The sequence below is a fragment of the Flagellimonas alvinocaridis genome (assembly GCF_965248585.1).
Lineage (GTDB): Bacteria > Bacteroidota > Bacteroidia > Flavobacteriales > Flavobacteriaceae > Flagellimonas > Flagellimonas alvinocaridis.
This window is the reverse complement of the sequence record NZ_OZ252111.1, coordinates 2,332,924-2,351,766: the sequence shown is the minus strand read 5'-3', so window position 1 is coordinate 2,351,766 and position 18,843 is coordinate 2,332,924. Positions and strand designations below refer to the sequence as shown.

16 protein-coding genes and 1 pseudogene are annotated in these 18,843 nt (G+C 42.0%); 9 read left to right on the top strand and 8 right to left on the bottom strand.

The genetic code is table 11. From position 1 onward, the window contains the following. The first annotated feature begins 7 nt into the window (after positions 1-7). Positions 8-1,513, top strand: a complete 1,506-nt coding sequence (locus ACP14V_RS10495) for a RagB/SusD family nutrient uptake outer membrane protein (RefSeq protein ID WP_272610486.1) — start codon at positions 8-10, stop codon at positions 1,511-1,513. Between the two features lie 148 nt (positions 1,514-1,661). On the opposite strand, the gene ACP14V_RS10490 is transcribed toward ACP14V_RS10495, so the two are convergent. Further along, complete coding sequence (locus tag ACP14V_RS10490) at positions 1,662-2,390, bottom strand: FadR/GntR family transcriptional regulator (protein ID WP_272610485.1); 729 nt, start codon at positions 2,388-2,390, stop codon at positions 1,662-1,664. 133 nt (positions 2,391-2,523) lie between these two features. Here ACP14V_RS10490 and ACP14V_RS10485 point away from each other — a divergent pair. From ACP14V_RS10485 to ACP14V_RS10460, 6 genes and pseudogenes are all read left to right on the top strand, one after another. Further along, a pseudogene (locus tag ACP14V_RS10485) lies at positions 2,524-2,706 on the top strand (AGE family epimerase/isomerase); the annotation flags it as partial. A gap of 3 nt (positions 2,707-2,709) precedes the next feature. Continuing rightward, positions 2,710-4,305 carry an exo-alpha-sialidase gene (locus ACP14V_RS10480; protein WP_424987300.1) on the top strand — a complete coding sequence of 532 codons (1,596 nt, stop codon included), beginning with the start codon at positions 2,710-2,712 and terminating at the stop codon, positions 4,303-4,305. A gap of 3 nt (positions 4,306-4,308) precedes the next feature. Then, positions 4,309-6,309: a family 20 glycosylhydrolase gene (locus ACP14V_RS10475; protein WP_272610483.1), complete on the top strand. Its 2,001-nt coding sequence runs from the start codon at positions 4,309-4,311 to the stop codon at positions 6,307-6,309. Continuing rightward, positions 6,306-8,915, top strand: a complete 2,610-nt coding sequence (locus ACP14V_RS10470) for a sodium:solute symporter family transporter (RefSeq protein WP_272610482.1) — start codon at positions 6,306-6,308, stop codon at positions 8,913-8,915. The genes ACP14V_RS10475 and ACP14V_RS10470 overlap by 4 nt, the downstream gene beginning before the upstream one ends. Positions 8,916-8,918: 3 nt before the next feature. Continuing rightward, on the top strand, positions 8,919-10,421 hold the full coding sequence (locus tag ACP14V_RS10465; RefSeq protein ID WP_272610481.1) for a sialate O-acetylesterase: 1,503 nt from the start codon (positions 8,919-8,921) through the stop codon (positions 10,419-10,421). Positions 10,422-10,500: 79 nt separating this feature from the next. Continuing rightward, on the top strand, positions 10,501-11,601 hold the full coding sequence (locus ACP14V_RS10460) for an SGNH/GDSL hydrolase family protein (protein WP_272610480.1): 1,101 nt from the start codon (positions 10,501-10,503) through the stop codon (positions 11,599-11,601). A gap of 54 nt (positions 11,602-11,655) precedes the next feature. Here the strand turns inward: ACP14V_RS10460 and deoD are convergent, their stop codons facing one another. The 4 genes from deoD to cls all read right to left on the bottom strand — a co-directional run bounded on the left by deoD (position 11,656) and on the right by cls (position 14,997). Next, on the bottom strand, positions 11,656-12,360 hold the full coding sequence (gene deoD / locus ACP14V_RS10455) for a purine-nucleoside phosphorylase (protein WP_272610479.1): 705 nt from the start codon (positions 12,358-12,360) through the stop codon (positions 11,656-11,658). 8 nt (positions 12,361-12,368) lie between these two features. After that, entirely contained in the window at positions 12,369-13,007 is a 639-nt protein-coding gene (gene deoC, locus ACP14V_RS10450; RefSeq protein ID WP_272610478.1) for a deoxyribose-phosphate aldolase, read from the bottom strand. Between the two features lies 1 nt (position 13,008). Beyond that, positions 13,009-13,413, bottom strand: a complete 405-nt coding sequence (locus ACP14V_RS10445) for a hypothetical protein (protein ID WP_272610477.1) — start codon at positions 13,411-13,413, stop codon at positions 13,009-13,011. Positions 13,414-13,590: 177 nt separating this feature from the next. Continuing rightward, positions 13,591-14,997, bottom strand: a complete 1,407-nt coding sequence (gene cls, locus ACP14V_RS10440; protein WP_272610476.1) for a cardiolipin synthase — start codon at positions 14,995-14,997, stop codon at positions 13,591-13,593. A gap of 87 nt (positions 14,998-15,084) precedes the next feature. Here cls and ACP14V_RS10435 point away from each other — a divergent pair, with 87 nt between their 5' ends. Both ACP14V_RS10435 and ACP14V_RS10430 read left to right on the top strand, forming a co-directional pair. Then, positions 15,085-15,246, top strand: a complete 162-nt coding sequence (locus tag ACP14V_RS10435; protein WP_272610475.1) for a hypothetical protein — start codon at positions 15,085-15,087, stop codon at positions 15,244-15,246. Between the two features lie 117 nt (positions 15,247-15,363). Beyond that, on the top strand, positions 15,364-16,680 hold the full coding sequence (locus ACP14V_RS10430; RefSeq protein ID WP_272610474.1) for a PQQ-dependent sugar dehydrogenase: 1,317 nt from the start codon (positions 15,364-15,366) through the stop codon (positions 16,678-16,680). A gap of 116 nt (positions 16,681-16,796) precedes the next feature. Here the strand turns inward: ACP14V_RS10430 and ACP14V_RS10425 are convergent, their stop codons facing one another. Genes ACP14V_RS10425 through ACP14V_RS10415 form a run of 3 tightly spaced genes read right to left on the bottom strand, consistent with a single transcriptional unit; the run spans position 16,797 to position 18,718 of the window. Continuing rightward, positions 16,797-17,219 (bottom strand): putative quinol monooxygenase, encoded by a 423-nt coding sequence (locus ACP14V_RS10425; protein ID WP_272610473.1) that lies wholly within the window; start codon positions 17,217-17,219, stop codon positions 16,797-16,799. Positions 17,220-17,229: 10 nt separating this feature from the next. Next, a complete protein-coding gene (locus ACP14V_RS10420; protein ID WP_272610472.1) occupies positions 17,230-17,805 on the bottom strand; it encodes a DapH/DapD/GlmU-related protein in 576 nt (191 codons plus the stop codon). Positions 17,806-17,815: 10 nt separating this feature from the next. Then, on the bottom strand, positions 17,816-18,718 hold the full coding sequence (locus tag ACP14V_RS10415; RefSeq protein WP_272610471.1) for a helix-turn-helix domain-containing protein: 903 nt from the start codon (positions 18,716-18,718) through the stop codon (positions 17,816-17,818). Between the last annotated feature and the right edge of the window lie 125 nt (positions 18,719-18,843).

Genomic DNA, 18,843 nt, shown 5'->3' with positions numbered 1-18,843 from the left:
TACAGAAATGAAAAAGTATATCGTAATAGTGATAGCAGCACTGGGCCTCTTTGCTTGTGAAAGCGAATTGGAACTGGTTGCACCAAGTCAATTGACAACTGCCGGATATTGGGATACCGAAGAAGGCGCAAGGACAGCACATACGGGAATGTTTGCGAATTTAAGGGATGCATTTGGAACCCTGTGGTTGTTCGGAGAAATACGAAGCGATGTATGGGGAGGAAGAACCTATGAATCGCCAGCAAATGAGTCATTGATAGAATCGAGCTTTACGGTCTCAACCGCTCCTTTTGGAGGTTGGGCAGGATTGTATACCCAGATTCATCGGATCAATGACTTTTTGATCAATGTGCCGGGAATAGATTTTGTCAACGAATCCGATAAAGATCATCTAATTGGTCAAGCCTACGGATTAAGGGCATTGTATTACTACACTTTATTGAAAACCTGGGGTGATGTGCCTATCATTTTGGAACCTTTGGCAACCGTTGACCCAGCCGGGTTAAGTAGGGAAAGATCGCCCCAAAGTGATGTTATGGCCCTCATAAAATCGGATATTGAAGCTTCGTTGAACGCTTTTGGTTCGGACAATAGTTTTTGGGCGGGCAACAAGAATTTTTGGAGCAAGGCGGCCACCTTAGCGCTCAAAGGCGATGTCTATATATGGTCTGGGAATTTAATGGGAGGTGGAAATGCCGACCTTACTGAGGCCAAAACGGCTCTACAACAAATCGCTTCTTTTGGGATAAGCCTGGAACCCAGCATCGATAATTTGTGGGGAGTGCCAAACGAGGGAAACAGTGAGTTTATTTTTGCTGTTCAGTACCAGCGTGATGAAGCCTCCAATATTTATAACAGTTTTACAGGGAGAAGTACGGAAATCAATCCCCAGTTCAACGCTGCGGGAGAATCCATGGCAGATTTTATTATTGCAGGGGCAAATAGATATGGACAATCCGAGAAAACTATTTTATTGTTGGATGACAATGACGATGCCCGAAAGGATGCAACATTCATTAGATTGTATACAGATGACAATGGCGGAGCTGGTTATCCCACCTATAGCGAACCAACATATTTTGGGTCCATATTCAAAAAGTTTTTGGGCCAAGTAGATGGCTCTGAACGAATTTTTGAAAATGATGTGCCATTGTACAGATATGCTGATGTACTCTTGTTATTGGCCGAAGCCAAGAACCTTCTTGGGGAAGACCCCTCTGGTGAAATCAACCAAATACGTCAAAGGGCTTATGGTGAAAATTATGAACCTGCCACCCATGCCTATGTGAATGGTTCCCAAACCGCCAATGCCAATGCTATTTTGAATGAGCGTTATAAGGAGTTTATTGGTGAGGGAAAACGTTGGTGGGATCTAAGGCGTGCCGGAGACAGCTTTGTGATAGATAATGTAAGTTTTCTTAACTCTGGCGATGAGTATAAATTGATATTGCCCATTACGGAAGATATGATAGGAAGAAACCCATTGTTGGAACAAACACCCGGATGGCAGTAAAATCTGATTGATTGTTTTGAGTTAGTTTAGTTTAGTTCAAGAGAAAGGGGCTCGACATTGGTCGGCCCCTTTTTATTTCCAGAGGGTCTGAATTAAAGGAGGAAGGGCAATAAAATCTTTTTGCCCATTGTGCCAAAGGTGTGGTAAGTTACTTTTTTCCGTTTTTGAAAATATGGTCAAAATGGGGCTCTAAATGTCTTCGCATGGCATTTCTAAACGTCTCGGGAGTGCCTACTTTTAGATTGTCCAAAAGCATTCTATGGGTAACAAATGTGCCTTTTGTGTAATGATAATCATCCAAATCACGGTTCTTGGTCTCTTTTAAATAAACATATTCAAAAACAGGCAAGAGCAACCCTTGGAACCTCTGTAGGGTATCATTCTTGGAAATCTGATAAAGTTTTCCATGAAAGGCAACCTCCTTGTCCAATGAGAACCTGACCTTACTTGTGCTCGTGGCCTCTTCCGCCTCAACTATTTCTTCCAGTTCATCAAGCTCTTTCTGTGTCTTGTGCTCAAAAAGAAAATCGGCCATGCCCATTTCAAGAATCATCCGAAGCTCAAACAGATTTTTTAAGGTCTTCGTGCCCAATAGGGTGGGATCCATTATCCGCTCAAAATTGTTGATGATATCAGGTTGTTTCAATATCATCCCCCTATGTTTTTTGGATTCAATGAGCCCTAAGGTCCGCAACCGCAATAGAGCTTCACGAACAACAGTTCTGCTGACCCCAAGGTTGGTGGCAAAATCCAATTCTTTTGGGATGGGGTCGCCAGGTCCAAGATTATTTTCCTTAAAAAACTCCAATAGCCTTAGTTCAACTTTATCAACTAGTGAAAGGGTGTCAACTGGCTTTAACTTTTTTAATTGCTTCATAAAGCTTTTGGTTAACTATAATGGAAATTTAAGCTGATGGCGGATTGCTATAACTCACCATGATATAAACATAACATCTTTTACGTCTATAGTGGCAAAGATATTTAAAATATATTGTATATTTGTATTATGTCATACATATTATGAAACATTTAAAAATGCACTTTTTGGGGAGTGGTTCGGATATTTAAACCGACAGGGAGAACCTCATGTAACGCTCAAGGGAGGAAAGTGGAGAGGTTGTTTTCATGTCCCAATGGCCCTGTATCAATGCTGGAAAACATTTGAAAGAATAGAAAACAAAGAAAATAAATAATCAATGGGATTGGTGAAGAATAAACTCGGGATGACAATTACGGCCCTTGCATTGGCAGGGATTATATCATGTGGACAAGAAACGGATTCCGGAATCCAAATAGAAACAAAGCAGCCAACTATGCCTGTCTTGGCCAAGAAGGAACGGAATGCGGTTTTACGTATGGGCATAAGCTTGACCGATACTTTGGAAAGTAGGCAACTGGAAGCCTTTACATTTTCATTGGAAGGTACCACGGATATCAATGATATTGCCGAGGCAACAGTTTTATACAGTGAAATCGGTAACATGGAAGAGGGAACTGTTTTTGGCAAGATCACAAAACCAACTGCAATATTTACCATCACCGGGAATAGCCCCATACGGTCCGGTGAACATAACTTTTGGCTATCTGTTGAATTGGAGGGCACTCCGGAATTGACCCATAAGATTAATGCTAAGCTTGTATCTATTAAGCTTGCAGGCGGAACAGAGATAAGCCCTAAAATTACTTCAGGGATGGGTTCCCAACGTATAGGAATTGCCCTTAAGCAAGCAGATGAGGATAATATTGATACCTATCGCATACCAGGTCTGGCCACCACGAACAAGGGAACCTTGATTGCGGTGTACGATAACCGGTATAATGATCCTGTGGATCTTCAAGAAGATATTGATGTTGGTATGAGTCGAAGCACGGACGGAGGGCAAACGTGGGAACCTATGAAAGTTATCATGGATATGGGAGAGTACGGAGGTCTATCCGAAGATCAAAACGGTATTGGAGATCCCGCAGTGCTTGTAGACAAAAACACAAATACCATTTGGGTGGCGGCCCTTTGGCTCCATGGTCATCCGGGAGAGCGTGCATGGAATGCTTCCCAGCCTGGAATGTCACCAAGGGAGACAGGCCAATTGATTTTGGTGAAAAGTGAAGATGATGGGGTTACTTGGTCCAAGCCCATCAATATCACATCCATGACCAAGAAACCAGAATGGCAATTGTTTTTCAACGGGCCGGGCTCTGGCATAACGATGGAGAACGGGACGTTGGTCTTTGCCGCTCAGTATAAGGACAAGGATAGGATACCGCATTCCACTATCATCTACAGTGAAGATGGTGGTCAATCTTGGGTCGTTGGAACTGGAGCAAAATCAGAGACTACCGAAGCGCAAGTGGTGGAAATCTCCAACGGGGTTCTTATGCTGAACATGAGGGACGATAGAAATCGGGCCAATCGAAACGATTCTATCAATGGTCGTTCTGTGGCCATTAGCACTGACATGGGTAAAACATGGGAAGAACACCCCACCTCCCGAAAAGCATTGATCGAACCCAATTGTATGGCCAGTATTTTGGCATACGAACATCCTGAACGGGGAAAAATCCTGTTTTTTTCAAACCCCAATTCAAAGACCAAACGGGACCATATCACCATAAAGACCAGTTTCGATGGAGGAATGAGCTGGCCCGAGAAGAACCAACTAGAGCTTTATGAAGAGGGAACATATGGTTATTCTTGTCTTACCATGGTTGATGAAGATCACATTGGAATCCTTTATGAAGGAGTCAAGGAGCTGTATTTCCAAAAGATTCCGATTTCGGATTTGATACAATAAACCATGGAGCGATTGAAAAAAGGTTATGCCCTGTGTTGGATATTAACTTCCTTATTGACCACCAACGTAGTATGTTCACAGAGTTTTCAGTCTAAGTTCACCGTTGAAACACTGAATAATGCTCCTGTAAAATTGATTCCCTTTCCGCAGAAGGTGGAATGGGGTAAAGCAGTACGAACGATTTCATCTTTTCGGGTGGAGGCCGATTCGATTTTGCCTGAATCCATTCAGTCAGAGTTGGAATCTATTTGTAATGACACAGGAATCCTAATAGATGGCAAGGCCAAGGACGTAATACATTTCCATAAAGACCCTTCCCTTCCAGATGAAGGATATGATCTCACTGTTACGGAAAAGGCAATTCATATTACCGCTGCTACAGAAAAAGGTCAGTTTTATGCCCTACAGACCCTAAGACAATTAATTTTCCATCAGGAGGATGTCATTTTACTACAGCAATGCACAATCTCAGATTGGCCTGCCTTTTCCATAAGGGGCTATATGTTGGATGTGGGTAGAAATTTTCAAAGTATCCAATCGCTCAAGGAACAATTGGATGTGATGGCGAGGTACAAACTGAATACCTTCCAATGGCATTTGACCGATAGACCGGCATGGCGTATTGAAAGTAAGGTCCATCCAGAACTCAATGACCCCAAAAACCATAGACCTTCGCGAGACCCCGGCATGTTCTATACCTATGCTGAAATACGAGGTCTTATTGAATATGCCGCTGAACGACAGATACAGGTTATACCGGAAATAGATATGCCGGGACATAGTGATGCCTTCACAACGGCTACCGGACATAAAATGGAGTCAAGGGAAGGGATTAAAATTCTTGAAAGGATTTTGGAGGAATTTTTTAATGAGGTTCCCAAAAGCTACTGTCCAATCCTACACATTGGTTCTGATGAAGTTGAGATAGAGGACCCCAAAGGATTTATGGACCACATGGTGAACTTTGTTCGGGACCATGACAGGGAGGTCATGGTTTGGAACCCGGGACTGGAAGCCGATAATGATGTTATCCGTCAAACTTGGAAACCTGATTTTGTAGATGAAAAGGGATACAGGGAAGTGGACTCTTGGAACAATTACATCAATAATGGCGATCCGTTTATCCATATCCCAAAACTTTTCTTTAAGCCCATCGGAAATGGTTCAAAAAATAAAATATTGGGGGGAATCATTTGCTTATGGCCCGATGTCAATCTCAATGAAGAGCAAGAGGCCATCACCACCAATCCGTTGTATCCTTCCCTGCTCACCTACGCATGGACCACTTGGACCTCCGATGTACAGAAAGCCTCAAAGGAGTATTTGACCATGGTACCTCCAAAAGGAACGGTTGAAAATGAGTATTTTGATGCGTTCGAGAAATTCTTGATGCACCACAAGGAAGCTTATTTTAAGAATAAGCCCTTTCCCTATGTGTCACAGGCCAATACGGTTTGGGAACTAACGGGCCCCATGGAGACTGCCCAAAAAAGTAAGGTCAAGAAGCTGGCATCCGGAAATACGGTCTATATCCGCGATCGTTTTAAACAAGGAGGCCAATTTCCAGAGGCCCAACCCGGAGAAACCTATGTTGCAAAAACATATGTTCACTCCAGTAAAGAACAGGAAGTAGATACCTGGATAAGTTTTGAAACTCCATATAGGGCCAATAGGGTATATTCGGGTATTCCCCAAAGGGGAAAATGGGATGCGAATGGAGGTACAGTTTTGTTGAATGGACAACCCTTGCCGTCACCAGAATGGAAGAACCCCGGATGGAAGCCCTCAAAAACGGAGGGTTGGGGTACACCTCAAGATCAGGAAACACCATGGGAAAAAGAAGAACTGTATTGGACTAGGGAGCCCACCAAAGTGCATTTAAAAAAAGGATGGAACGAAGTGGAGATAAAAGTGCCTGGGACCAATTCATACCAAAACTGGATGTTCACTTTTGCCATAGGGCAGCAAGGCATCGAATTTTCCACTAAACCGGTTACCGAATGAAAAAAATAGTCGGCCATATATTGATTGCAACCGTTTTATTGTTTGGATGTAATGTCAGGGCACAGCAGTTAGCGGATAAGGTCAAAATTGAAGAAGGAGTTGCATTGCCCTCAAAATTGCAAGGTGAAACCGCTTTGGGATACGCTGGAATGCTGGGAGGCCAACTGGATGATGTGGTTTTGGCCGCTGGTGGGGCCAATTTTCCCAATGGACGACCGTGGGAGGGAGGTGAGAAAGTATGGAGCGATGACATCTACCTTTTTGAAAACGGAGTTTGGCATATTGCTGAAGAGAAATTGCCAAAACCATTGGCATACGGGGCATCGGTACAATTGCCCAGTGGTATCTTATGCATTGGCGGTGAAAATGCAAGTAATACCAGTAATTTGGTTTTTCTGATAGGATATGACCCAGATAGTGGAAAAGTCACTTTTACGGATTATCCACCTCTTCCTGAACCCTTGGCCTATACCACAGCAGTCCTTGAAGGAGGATATGTGTATGTAGCTGGAGGGAAAAACGATGATAGAAGTACCAATGCTTTTTACCGAATGTCATTGGAATCAGAAAAGTGGGAAAAGCTGCCTGAATTTCCGGGGGAACCACGTGCACTGCATGTGGCATTGGTTCAAGAAACCCAGCACTCCCGAAAACTCTTTCTCATTGGAGGCCGAAACCAAATTTCAGGTCAAAAATCCACACCGTTGACCTCTTTTGTCTCGTATGACCTTGGTAGTGGTACATGGCAGGAAGAAGGCAATATTGCGATTGATGGAAAGCCAAGGGTTGTCATGGGCGCATCAGGGCAAGCAATGGGTTCCATGCATCTTTTGATTTATGGGGGATCGGATGAACTCCTATTCAACAAGTTGGAAGAGATTGCCTTGCAGGTTCCATCGGAACAAAACGATTCCATTGCTAGAGGAATGATTCGAAAAAGAGACTCCATCTTGAACAACCACCCTGGATTTTCAAAAGAGATATTGGCCTATAATACCATTACCCAAACGTGGTTTGTGTACGATACGTTGCCCCGACCCCTCCCTGTAACGGCCCTTTCTTTCCCAATGACCGAAAATCAGGGGCTTAGAATTGTTTCGGGCGAGATTTCCCCGGGGGTCAGGACACCAATGGTGCAAACCCTGATTTTGGGAGAAGCTGCCAATCCATTTGGGACCACAAATTATATAGTACTGATAGCCTATTTATTGTTATCCTTATTGATAGGAGTGTATTTTTCCTATAAACAAAAGTCAACCAACGATTACTTCATTGGGGGAGGACGTATTCCTTGGTGGGCCAGTGGACTCAGTGTCTTTGGAACGCTGTTGAGTGCCATTACATTTATGGCCATACCGGCAAAAGCATTTGTCACGGATTGGTCATTTTTTATGCTGAATATGACGGCAATCATCATCACACCGGTAATAGCAATGGTGTTCATTCCCTTTTTCAACCGACTTAAGATTACCACGGCCTATGAATTTCTGGAAGAGCGTTTTAATTACTTGGCAAGGGCCTTTGGTAGTCTATCGTTCATTCTATTCCAGTTTGGAAGAATAGGGATTGTACTTTTATTGCCTTCGTTGGCGATAACCATTGTAACGGGAATCCCTGTGGAAACCTGTATTCTGATCATGAGTTTGCTTTGCATCATATATACCGCCTTTGGCGGTATTGAAGCTGTGATTTGGACCGATGTGATGCAGGTCATTGTTCTTTTGGGAGGAAGTATTTTGGCCGTGGTCTGGATACTGTTGAATACCGAGGCTTCTTTTGGGGAGATGGTTTCCTATGCTTCGGAAAGGAACAAGTTCAATATAGCCAATATGGATTTTGATTTTACGACTGCTACCTTTTGGGTCGTTACCATTGGCGGATTGGCCTCGGCTTTGGTCACTCAAGGAACCGATCAGACCATAGTACAGCGCTATTTGACCAGTAGCGATGTGAAAAATTCTAGGAAAACCCTGTATACCAATGCGGTATTGACCCTTCCGGCAACCATTATTTTCTTTGGATTGGGAACCTTGTTGTTCATTTTTTACTCGGAAGCCCCGGAACGATTGTCCCCTAGCATTTCAAACAATGACTCCATTTTTCCATGGTATATTGTCAGGGAACTTCCCGTTGGGGTTTCAGGGCTGTTGGTGGCAGGTATTTTTTCAGCAGCAATGAGCAGCATAAGCAGTAGTCTTAATTCAGTTTCCACCGCTTTTTGTAATGATTTCTATAAGCGTTTCAACAATGACATTCCTGACAGAAAACTGTTGAAGATTGCACGTATTGCAACCGTGCTCACCGGTCTTGTGGGGATGGTATTGGCACTTTGGATGGCCAATTCCAATATTAAATCCCTTTGGGATGAATTCTATCGCTATCTAGGATTGTTTACTGGAGGTCTAGGGGGGATGTTTCTCTTGGGGATTCTTACCAAAAAGGCCAATGGTGTTGGCACCCTCCTTGGATTGGTATCCAGCGCGGTATTGATATGGTACATAAGCGCGTATACCGAAATCAGCTTCTTAATGTATGCTTTTTTTGGTATGGTATCCTGTTTCGTTTTGGGCTACATTTTTAGTTTGGTGTTCAAAGAAAAGAATTGAAGGATGAAGGGTTTGGTGGCGTTTGTGTTTTGTCTTCTTGGAATTAACCTGATTGCTGCCCAATTGAGTTTACCACATTTCTTTTGTGATCATATGGTCCTTCAAAGGGATAAACCCATTCATTTTTGGGGCAAGGGCAAACCCGATAGGTTGGTGCGTGTAAGGTTCTTCGGTGAAGCGAAACAAGTACGCGTGGCCAAGGACTCAACATGGAGTGTCTATTTTAAGGCAAGGGATGCAATCAGTACACCTGGTACCGTTCATTTTTTCCAAGGACAGGAGAAAATTGTTCTATCCAATATTTTGATTGGCGATGTGTGGCTTTGCATAGGACAATCCAATATGGAATGGCCTATGGAAAAGGAGATGCACTTTGAGGAAGAACTCAAAAATATTGGCCAAACTTCGTTACGGTTCTACAATCCTACGTATGCGGGAAAGAATGTTTATGGTAGGGTTTTTAGCGATTCCATTGGGAAAAGGTTACAGGTCGATAGGTTTTTTGAGGGCAACTGGCAATTGAATGACAGCAGCACTATAAAAACAATGAGTGCGGTGGGCTATTATTTTGGAAAAAAAATAGGTGAGGAAGAAAAAATACCCATTGGGTTGATTAATTTGGCCATTGGGGGAGCCCCTTTGGAAACCTTCATCAGTCTAACGACCTTAAAAAATGATGTTCGCTTTTCCGGGAAGGCCAGAAAAGATTGGATACACAACAACAACCTACCTATTTGGGTGCGGGAAAGGGCAACTCAAAATACCAAGACCGCAGCAAATATACCTTCCGATAGTTTGGGTCCAAACCATGCTTTCAAACCAGGATTTGCCTATTCCGCAGGAATAGAATCCATGTTGCACATGCCCATAAAGGGCATAATTTGGTATCAAGGAGAAAGTAATGCCCAAGAAATTGAGCGGGTTCAAGAATACGCCGACCTGCAAGAACTAATGATCTTGGATTATAGGAAAAAATGGAAAACACCCGATTTGCCCTTTTATTGGGTCCAACTATCATCTATTGACTCAATACAATATAAGTCACAATACTGGCCTCTTTTTCGGGACGCGCAACGTAATTCATTGGTCCGAATTAAGCATGGTGGAATGGCTGTGTCAAGTGACATTGGGGCTAGGAACGATGTTCATCCCACCAATAAGAAAGATGTGGGGGAGCGTTTGGCCAGATGGGCCTTAAAAGATGTGTATGGCCATGATGTAATACCTTCGGGGCCGCTTCCCAAAAAAGCCATTTATAAAAATGGTCGGGTTATCGTGTCGTTCAAATATGGCCATGGACTTTCTGTAAGCGGCGGGCAAACCATTAAAGGTTTTTCAGTAGACGGAAAAAACCCGATAGAAGCTTTTGTTGTGGATGATAACATTGTGATACCAGTTTCCAAAAGACCTGATTTTTTATACTATGGATGGCAACCATGGACTGAAGCTAATCTGATCAATTCAGAGAAATTGCCGGCCTCAACGTTTAGGATTAAGATTGAATAATATTGTGTAAAAAAGAATTAAGAAGGGAAAAGGTTGTAATATGGTCTTAAAGTTTTTTGACGATATAAATATCTGAAGTATGGATTGGAACAAGATTTTACTTTTTTCAATTTTAGTAATGGTGCATGTTCCAATAGTTTCTATTGGTCAGGAAAAATTGGCCATGCAATGGGAGAACGTGCCTGAAGAGATTGTTCAAGGGAGATTAGAGCCGCAAGGGACGGCTTCTTTTCAACGATTCCCCCAAGAATTGCAAAAAGAGGTTAGGGAACCTGTTTGGCAACTGTCCAGAAATTCGGCAGGATTGTATATCGACTTCGAATCAGATGCTTCAGACATAATTGTGGAATACGATGTGGAAGATCAATTTTCATTCCCTCATATGCCTGCCACAGGAGTTAGCGGATTGGATTTGTATGCCATGGAAGAAAATAGTGTTTGGCAATGGGTTAGAGGCATCTATAGTTTTAAGGACACAATCTCTTACCGGTATAAAGGCATAAAGCCAGCCATAAAAGGAAGTTTGAGAACTTTTAGACTATATCTTCCTTTATACAATACGGTGAGATCGTTAAGAATTGGAGTAGCTGAAAATTCAATCTTTAAACCCATCAAGACCAAAGTGCAAAACCCAATTGTAGTTTATGGCACTTCCATTGTTCAAGGGGCATGTGCTTCACGCCCAGGGTTGGCCTGGACCTCCATTTTGGGAAGATATATTGACAAGCCGGTTGTGAACTTGGGTTTTTCGGGAAATGGAAAACTGGAACCGGAAGTCATTGATTTTATTTTAAGAGCGAGTCCTTCAATAATAGTTTTGGATTGTATGCCCAATTTTAGAGATTCCCAAAAGGCAGAGGAAAGTATCATTAAATCTATTGAACGGATCAGGGCTACGAACGATACTGTTCCCATTTTATTGATTGAGCATGCTGGATATTCAGATGGTTTCGTCCAAAACGAAAGACTTGAGATCTATGAAAATTTGAATAAGGCAACCCAAAGGGCCTTTACCTATCTTAAATCCCAAGGGATAAATTTTCTTCATTTGGTGAAAAAGGAAGATATTAATTTGGGCAAGGAAAGTTTTGTGGATGGAACACACCCAAATGATCATGGAATGGTGGGTTACGCTATGGCCATATCCAAAGCTCTTACCAAAAAGGGAATTTTGGATTAATTTTTTTTAAAATTTCGGCGAATAATGGACTGGACTTGCATCTACAAGTTCTTTCTAGGATACGGATGCTGCCAAGGCAATTTCCACCATATCCCTGAAGGAAGTTTCACGTTTAAGGGCGGAAAGGGATTTCCCGGTGACCAAGGAGTCAGAGATGGTCAAAATAGAAAGCGCACGCACATTGTATTTGGCAGCAATGGTGTACAAACCGGCTGTTTCCATTTCCACACATAAAATTCCATACTCGGCCCATAGCTTGTATTCTTCGGGGTCATCTACATAGAATTCATCTGAGGAAAGTACATTGCCCGCTTTTATGGGAATATTTTGTTGTTGGGCATAGTTCACCGCTTTTTGGAAAAGTTCAAAATTGGCGGTGGGGGAATAGTCGGAATTAATAAATCTTGAGTTGTTTATGCCCGAGGTAGTGGAAGCAGCCATTGCCAATACCACATCGTTCAATTCCACTTCTTTTTGGTATGACCCTGCGGAACCTACACGAATAATGTTCTTTACCCCATAATCTTTAATGAGCTCATGAAAATAGATCATGGAAGATGGCATTCCCATACCGCTTCCCTGTACGGAAACCTTCTTTCCTTGATAGGTTCCCGTATACCCTAGCATACCTCGGATTTTGTTGTAGCAGATGGAGTTCTCCAAAAACGATTCCGCTATCCATTTGGCCCGCAGGGGATCTCCCGGCATAAGCACGGTATCTGCAATATCTCCTTTTTTGGCTTCTAAGTGTATGCTCATGGTATGGATCAATTCAACAATATGATTCCCGAAGATGTCCCAATTCTAGAGACTCCCAAATCAATATATTTCAATGCGGTCTCTTTATCCTTTATTCCACCTGATGCCTTGACACCTAATTTATCCCCAACTATTTTTTTCATTAGGATAACATCTTCAAAAGTGGCTCCGCCACTTCCAAATCCGGTTGAGGTTTTTACAAAATCGGCCCCTGCCTCAACTGCCAAAGTACAAGCTTTTTCCTTTTCGGATGTCGTCAGGTAACAGTTTTCCAGGATTACCTTCAATATATTATCCCCGATGACCCGTTTTATGGATTTAATTTCATTGCGGACCCTGGAATCCTCATTGGATTTTAACCAACCTATATTGATGACCATGTCTATTTCATCCGCCCCATTTTTTACACACTCCCTTGCTTCAAAGACTTTTGCCTCAGTAGACATTGCCCCCAGTGGAAAGCCCACGACCGCCGCAATTTTCACCTTGGTGTTTTTTAACTCTTCAGCTGCTAAGGAAACATGGCAACCGTTAACACATACCGCATAAAACCCATAATATTTGGCCTCTCCGCACAGTTTTTGGATTTCTGATAGGGACGCCGTTGGTTTTAAATTGGTATGGTCAATAAAATTGGATAAAATCATATCAATGGTTAAAGAGCTGTTTCAGCTTAAAGATAGCCAACATCTCCGATTTGTTTTTCCCTGCAAATGCATTGGCAATACTTTCTGAGGTTTCTACGATGAGCGTCTTAACTTTTGGGGTGAACTTTTCTGGATGCTCCTTGTAGAACTCTTTGAACGTATCAAAATAGTCATCACCATCTTTTTCCTCACTTTCCAGCCAATCAAAAACAATTTCAATCTGATAGGCGGCATCTGTATGAAACTCATCCTCAATATCATCTACATCCAACCAATGTTGGCGGACATATTTCCGTAGTCTTTTTGTTTCAATGGGCCTCACATTATTATCGGCCATGGCCACGGCGTAAAAAAGCATTCCTAGATTTTGATAGAATTCGTTTCCTATTTTTTCTGAGTTGAGCATATCCAAGGATTTAAATTTAGATAAAGGTAGTACCAATTATGCCTGTTTTTTTATGACAAAGGTCATGGTATTGTCTCAAGAAATATTGGGTTGTACTGCAAAGTTCCCTTTTTGGTTTAGGACAACAGCGCACCTGATTTTTGTGAAGGAGTCATATTTGGGGTAGATAGGGACTTTTTATAGGATTGGGCTTAAAAGCTTGGCAGTGCCCTCTATCAATTTATGGGTCCATGGGCGATTGCTGAAAATTTGATAATCATCTAGCATGATCGATTTGGAACAGTCCTGTAAGAAGTCGGTTTTCATTTGCTTGCAAAGTGTGGCATCATAAACAATGGCATTGGCCTCGTAGTTTTGTTGTAGGCTACGGTTGTCCAAGTTGGCGGTTCCAATGCTGGCGATTTTGTCATCACAGAGCATTACCTTACTATGAAGAAACCCGTCTGGATATAGGTAAACTTTAATACCTGCCTTTAGGTATGACTCATAGTAGGAGCGGACACACCAATCCACCAATTTAATGTCGGTACTAGAGGACATCAACAGCCTTACATCAACCCCACTCAATGCAGCCGTTTGCATACTTTGGAGAATGGCGTGGTTTGGTATTACGTAAGGGTTTGTGATGTAAACATATTCTTTTGCGTTGTTCATGATGGAGAAATATACCTGCTCTATGGCAGCAAAATCATCATCTGGACCGCTTGGGACTATTTGCATGGGAGTTTCTTTTTTCTCCGTCTTTTTTATTTGGTATGGTGTGGTATCCACTTTTTTATTACTGGCCAAATACCAATCTGTAATAAAAAGTCCATTTAAATAGTCTACAGCCTCCCCTTCAATCCTTAAATGTGTATCGTGCCATTTTCCCAAATGAGGGTCTCCTTTAAGGTATTTATCCGAGATGTTGATCCCTCCGGTAAAGCCTATTTTATTATCAACGACAATGATTTTTCTATGGTTTCTATAGTTTAATGAGGATAGAAATTTCCCAAATCTAAATGGGAGGAACTGTGCTACCTCGACATTGCATTTCCGAAGTCTATTCAGGTATTCCCTGCTGAGCGAATAGCTACCAATACCATCATATAAAACCCTAATGGTAACGTTTTCCGCTACCTTGCGTTCAAATATTTCCAATAACTTTTCCGCCAAGATGCCATCTTCATAGATATAGTATTGTAAATGAATATGCTCCTTGGCACTTTCCAAGGCCTCAAAAATACTTTCAAAGGTATTTCTGCCATCTTTTAAAACGGTAAGTTTATTATGGTCGGTAACTGGGCATTTTGAAGTCTTGTAGATAAGATTGGAGATTTTCTTGTTGTACTCAGAAATCTTGACCGTATCGGTACCATTTGGAGGGTAGTTTCTTTCCCATAAGTCTCTTTGTAATGAAAACAGCTTGCTCTTTCTTCGATTTCTGCCAAGTAGGAGATAGAGTAAAACACCCCCTATGGGAATGGTGAAGATTGCTAGGAGCCAGGCCAATGTTTTACTAGGTCGTACACCATTAAGAAGTAGACTGACTACTATGATCAGTCCAATGATAATGTAAACGATTATGAGTATGGTCGCTAACATATGGGTATTGAAACTTCCTAACTATTACAAATATAGAGTACTTGTGGCCGGCATGTACAATCTTAATTTGTAGCAATGGGTGTAGTCATGAAAATAGTCCGATACCGTTTAAGGGATAAGGATGTGGACCATGACGGTGGACTTTCGTATTTACCCATAACCGATTTGTGGGGATACTTCAACTTTGCAGCTGGCAAAGTGCCCTATTCCAAGAGCTATCTCTTTCCCATTGCTGTTGAACATAGTTAATGTTTTGACTTCAGGGTACGATAAGTGATGGGAAGGAAACTACTCCGGATTAACATAAAAGTTAAAAATATGGTCTTGTTAACAAATGGATTGTAACTTACTTAAAAACACTTTATTATGAATTTTTGGATAAGGAATATCATAGTTTTGGCCTTTTTGGCATTCGTAGGGGGTATGGAGCTTTCATGCAGTTCAAGTGACGATAAAAAAACTCCAGATGTTGAAGAACCTGATGGCTCTGGTGACAATAATGATGATGATGCATCAACCAACGACGATGATACATCAACTCCTGATGAACCTTTGGATCCAGTGGAAACACAAGACCCCAATAGCGATTATTCACCTGCTTTTGAAGGACAAACAAGAATTGAAGGCGTTCAAACACAAACAGAATATACCGCATCGGTGTTTGCAACTGGTCTTTCAAGTCCCTGGGGAATGGCCAACTTGCCAGATGGCAGGATTATAGTGACTGAAAAGGCAGGATCAATGCGTTTGGTCTCGGTTTCAGGAGTTTTAGGGTCACCCATTACCGGTATTCCATCGGTAAACAGTTCTGGACAGGGAGGGCTTTTGGATGTGGCCGTAGACCCCAATTTTGAGGAAAATAGGATGTTATACTGGTCATTTTCCCAAAATGGACCCGATGGAACAGCTACTGCCGTGGCCAAAGGAAGGTTGTCCGATAGCGAAGATCAGGTGGAGGATGCTACCGTGATTTACACGGCCATTCCAGAGTTTAATAGTACCGCACATTATGGGTCTCGTTTGGCTTGGGATGGACAGGGAAATCTATTTGTGAGCACAGGGGATAGATCTAGCTCGGTAACTCGACCAGAAGCTCAGGAATTGGATGCTGCTTTGGGCAAGGTATTGCGAATAACCAAAAATGGAGATCCCGCTTCTGGAAATCCATTTGAATCAAATGCTGATGCGTTACCAGAAATATACTCGTACGGGCATAGAAATGTACAAGGATTGGCAATCCATCCCGTTACCGGTGACCTTTGGGAGGCCGAATTTGGTCCACTGGGAGGAGATGAAGTTAACCTTATCGAAGCTGGGGCAGACTATGGCTGGCCAACTATTTCATATGGTTTGGAATATAGTGGTAACCCAATCGGGGCAGGTATTACACAAGCAACTGGAATGGAACAACCTGTCTATTATTGGGATCCTGCTGTATCACCCAGTGGCATAGACTTCTATTCCGGTAATTTGATTCCAGAATGGACCAACAACTTATTTTTAGGCGCATTGAGTGGTCAGCACATCGTAAGGCTGGTCATCGAGGATAATGTGGTTGTGGGAGAAGAAAGGTTATTGGAAAGTGAGGGGCGACGGTTTAGAGATATTTTGGATGGAGCGGACGGTGCCCTTTATGCGCTTACAGATGGCGATAATGCGGTAATATATCGTATTGGGCCATGATACCCTGATGTATAGATGATGCTGTCAATTGTGAAATTGAACCAAAAAAAATAGTGTGTAAATAGGAGAAGCTTCAAAAGCAACCAAAAATGCTTACTTAGGTGTTTGAAGAAAAATCAATGGCTGATTTTTGAAAATATTTGAGACATGGTTTCTGGGTCAATTGCTGTCATATCTATCAATCTTAACGATTTAACCATGGGCAAAGTAGCTGTTTTGTAATGTTTGAAATGAGGGGTTTGTAAATGCGATTGGTAAGCTTCCTTATTGGCATAAATTTCCAGTAGCCTGATTTGGTTAGGGTTGTCGTTTTGGTACATCGGATAGATACAAATAACTCCAGGTTCCAACCGTACTGAAGCTTCCGCTTCTTCTTTTAAAATTGTCAAATAGCCATCTAGGGATTCTGGCTCAATTTCAATCTCGGCAATACGTACCATCATACTATCATGATCTACCGTAGTCTTATTTATATCGCTCTTATTACATGAACCTAATAATAGAACAATCAGTATGGTAATTAAGTTACTTTTTTTCATATCTGTTCTATTAATTTGCATCCAAATGCTTTACCACCTTCGCTGGTATTCCCGCTACCACCGTATTGTCAGGTACATCCTTGGTTACTACAGCCCCGGCAGCGACCACCGAATTTTCTCCAACAGTTACCCCTGGCAAAATAGTGCAGGCCGCCCCCAACCAAGCATTCCTTTTTATCAGAATAGAACCCAAATCCAAGGATTTTCGGTTCAAAGGAGCAAGTGGGTGGTTTTCTGTAATCAAATTTACCTTTGGCCCGATTTGTACGTCGTCTTCAATAGTAATTCCTCCCAAATCGAGAAAAGTACAAGCATGATTGACAAAAACATTTTTACCAAGTTTGATATGCCGACCAAAATTGGTATAGAAAGGAATAAATACCATTGTACTGCTATCGACAGGATTGCCAATAAGTTCCGAAAGTCTTTCTCGAATTTGGTCAACACTTGTAGAAGTATTTAAATCTGCCGAAAGCTTTATGGCGCGATCCACCAACTTCCATGCCTTTGGCCAGCCCGAATGTTCCTTTGGAACAATGCCGCCAATAAGCATTAGCTCAAAAATGCTATTTTCTTCCTCGGCCATTACTTTCAGGTCAATTAAGACTTCTAAATTCTTTCGGCGAATGCCCTACTTGCTTTTTGAACAACCTACTAAAGTGCTGCGGATATTTAAATCCAAGCTCATATGCTATCTCACTGACTGATTTGTTGGGATTGAACACCTTTTCCTTGGCCACATCAATAAGCTTGTTCTGAATGTATTCTTGTGCCGAATAGCCCATTTCCTTTTTCACCAAATCCCCAAAATAGTTGGGGGACAGATTGAGTTGGTCCGCAAAATACCCTACGGAGGGCAAGCCATGTTTTTGTGGTTTTTCCGAAGAAAGGTAATCATTGAGCAACACATCAAATTTTTCCAAGGCTCCCTGATGGGGAATCTCACGGGTCAAAAACTGTCGGTCATAAAACCGTAGACAGTAATCCAGCAAGAGCTCAATATTGCTCACAATCAATTTTTTGCTGTGCTTGTCCAGATTTTGCTCCAACTCATATTGAATTTTATCGATAACACTTAAAATTAAGCTCCGTTCCCGAGCAGATAAATGCAAGGCTTCTTTCACAGAGTAGGAAAAGAAAGTATAGCTATTGATTTTTCGCCCCAAATCACTTCCCAACAACAAATCTGGGTGAAAAATCAAGGCATACCCTTTGGGCTTGTAATCTGGGTCATAACTGATACCCGCTTTTTGACCCGGACCCATAAATACCATGGAACCTTCGTCAAAATCATATTCGCCACCGCCATATTTTAACTTGCAATTCTTGGCATCCTTCAGGAAAACGGCGAAGCAATCAAACTGCAGACCGTCGTACGAATAATCAGGATATGCGGTTGTTCGCTCATAATCCAAAATACCCACCAGCGGATGTTCAGGTTTAGAATTGCGCCAGGCAAAATAATCGGCTACAGATTTTATGTGATACACGTTTTCCATCTATTGTTAAATTTTATTTAAAGATAAGAGATTGATTGTCAGTTAATCAACCCAAATACATAAAATCCGTAATAATGGTATGAACATCCGTGATCTGGGTATTACTTCCACTTACATAGATGAAT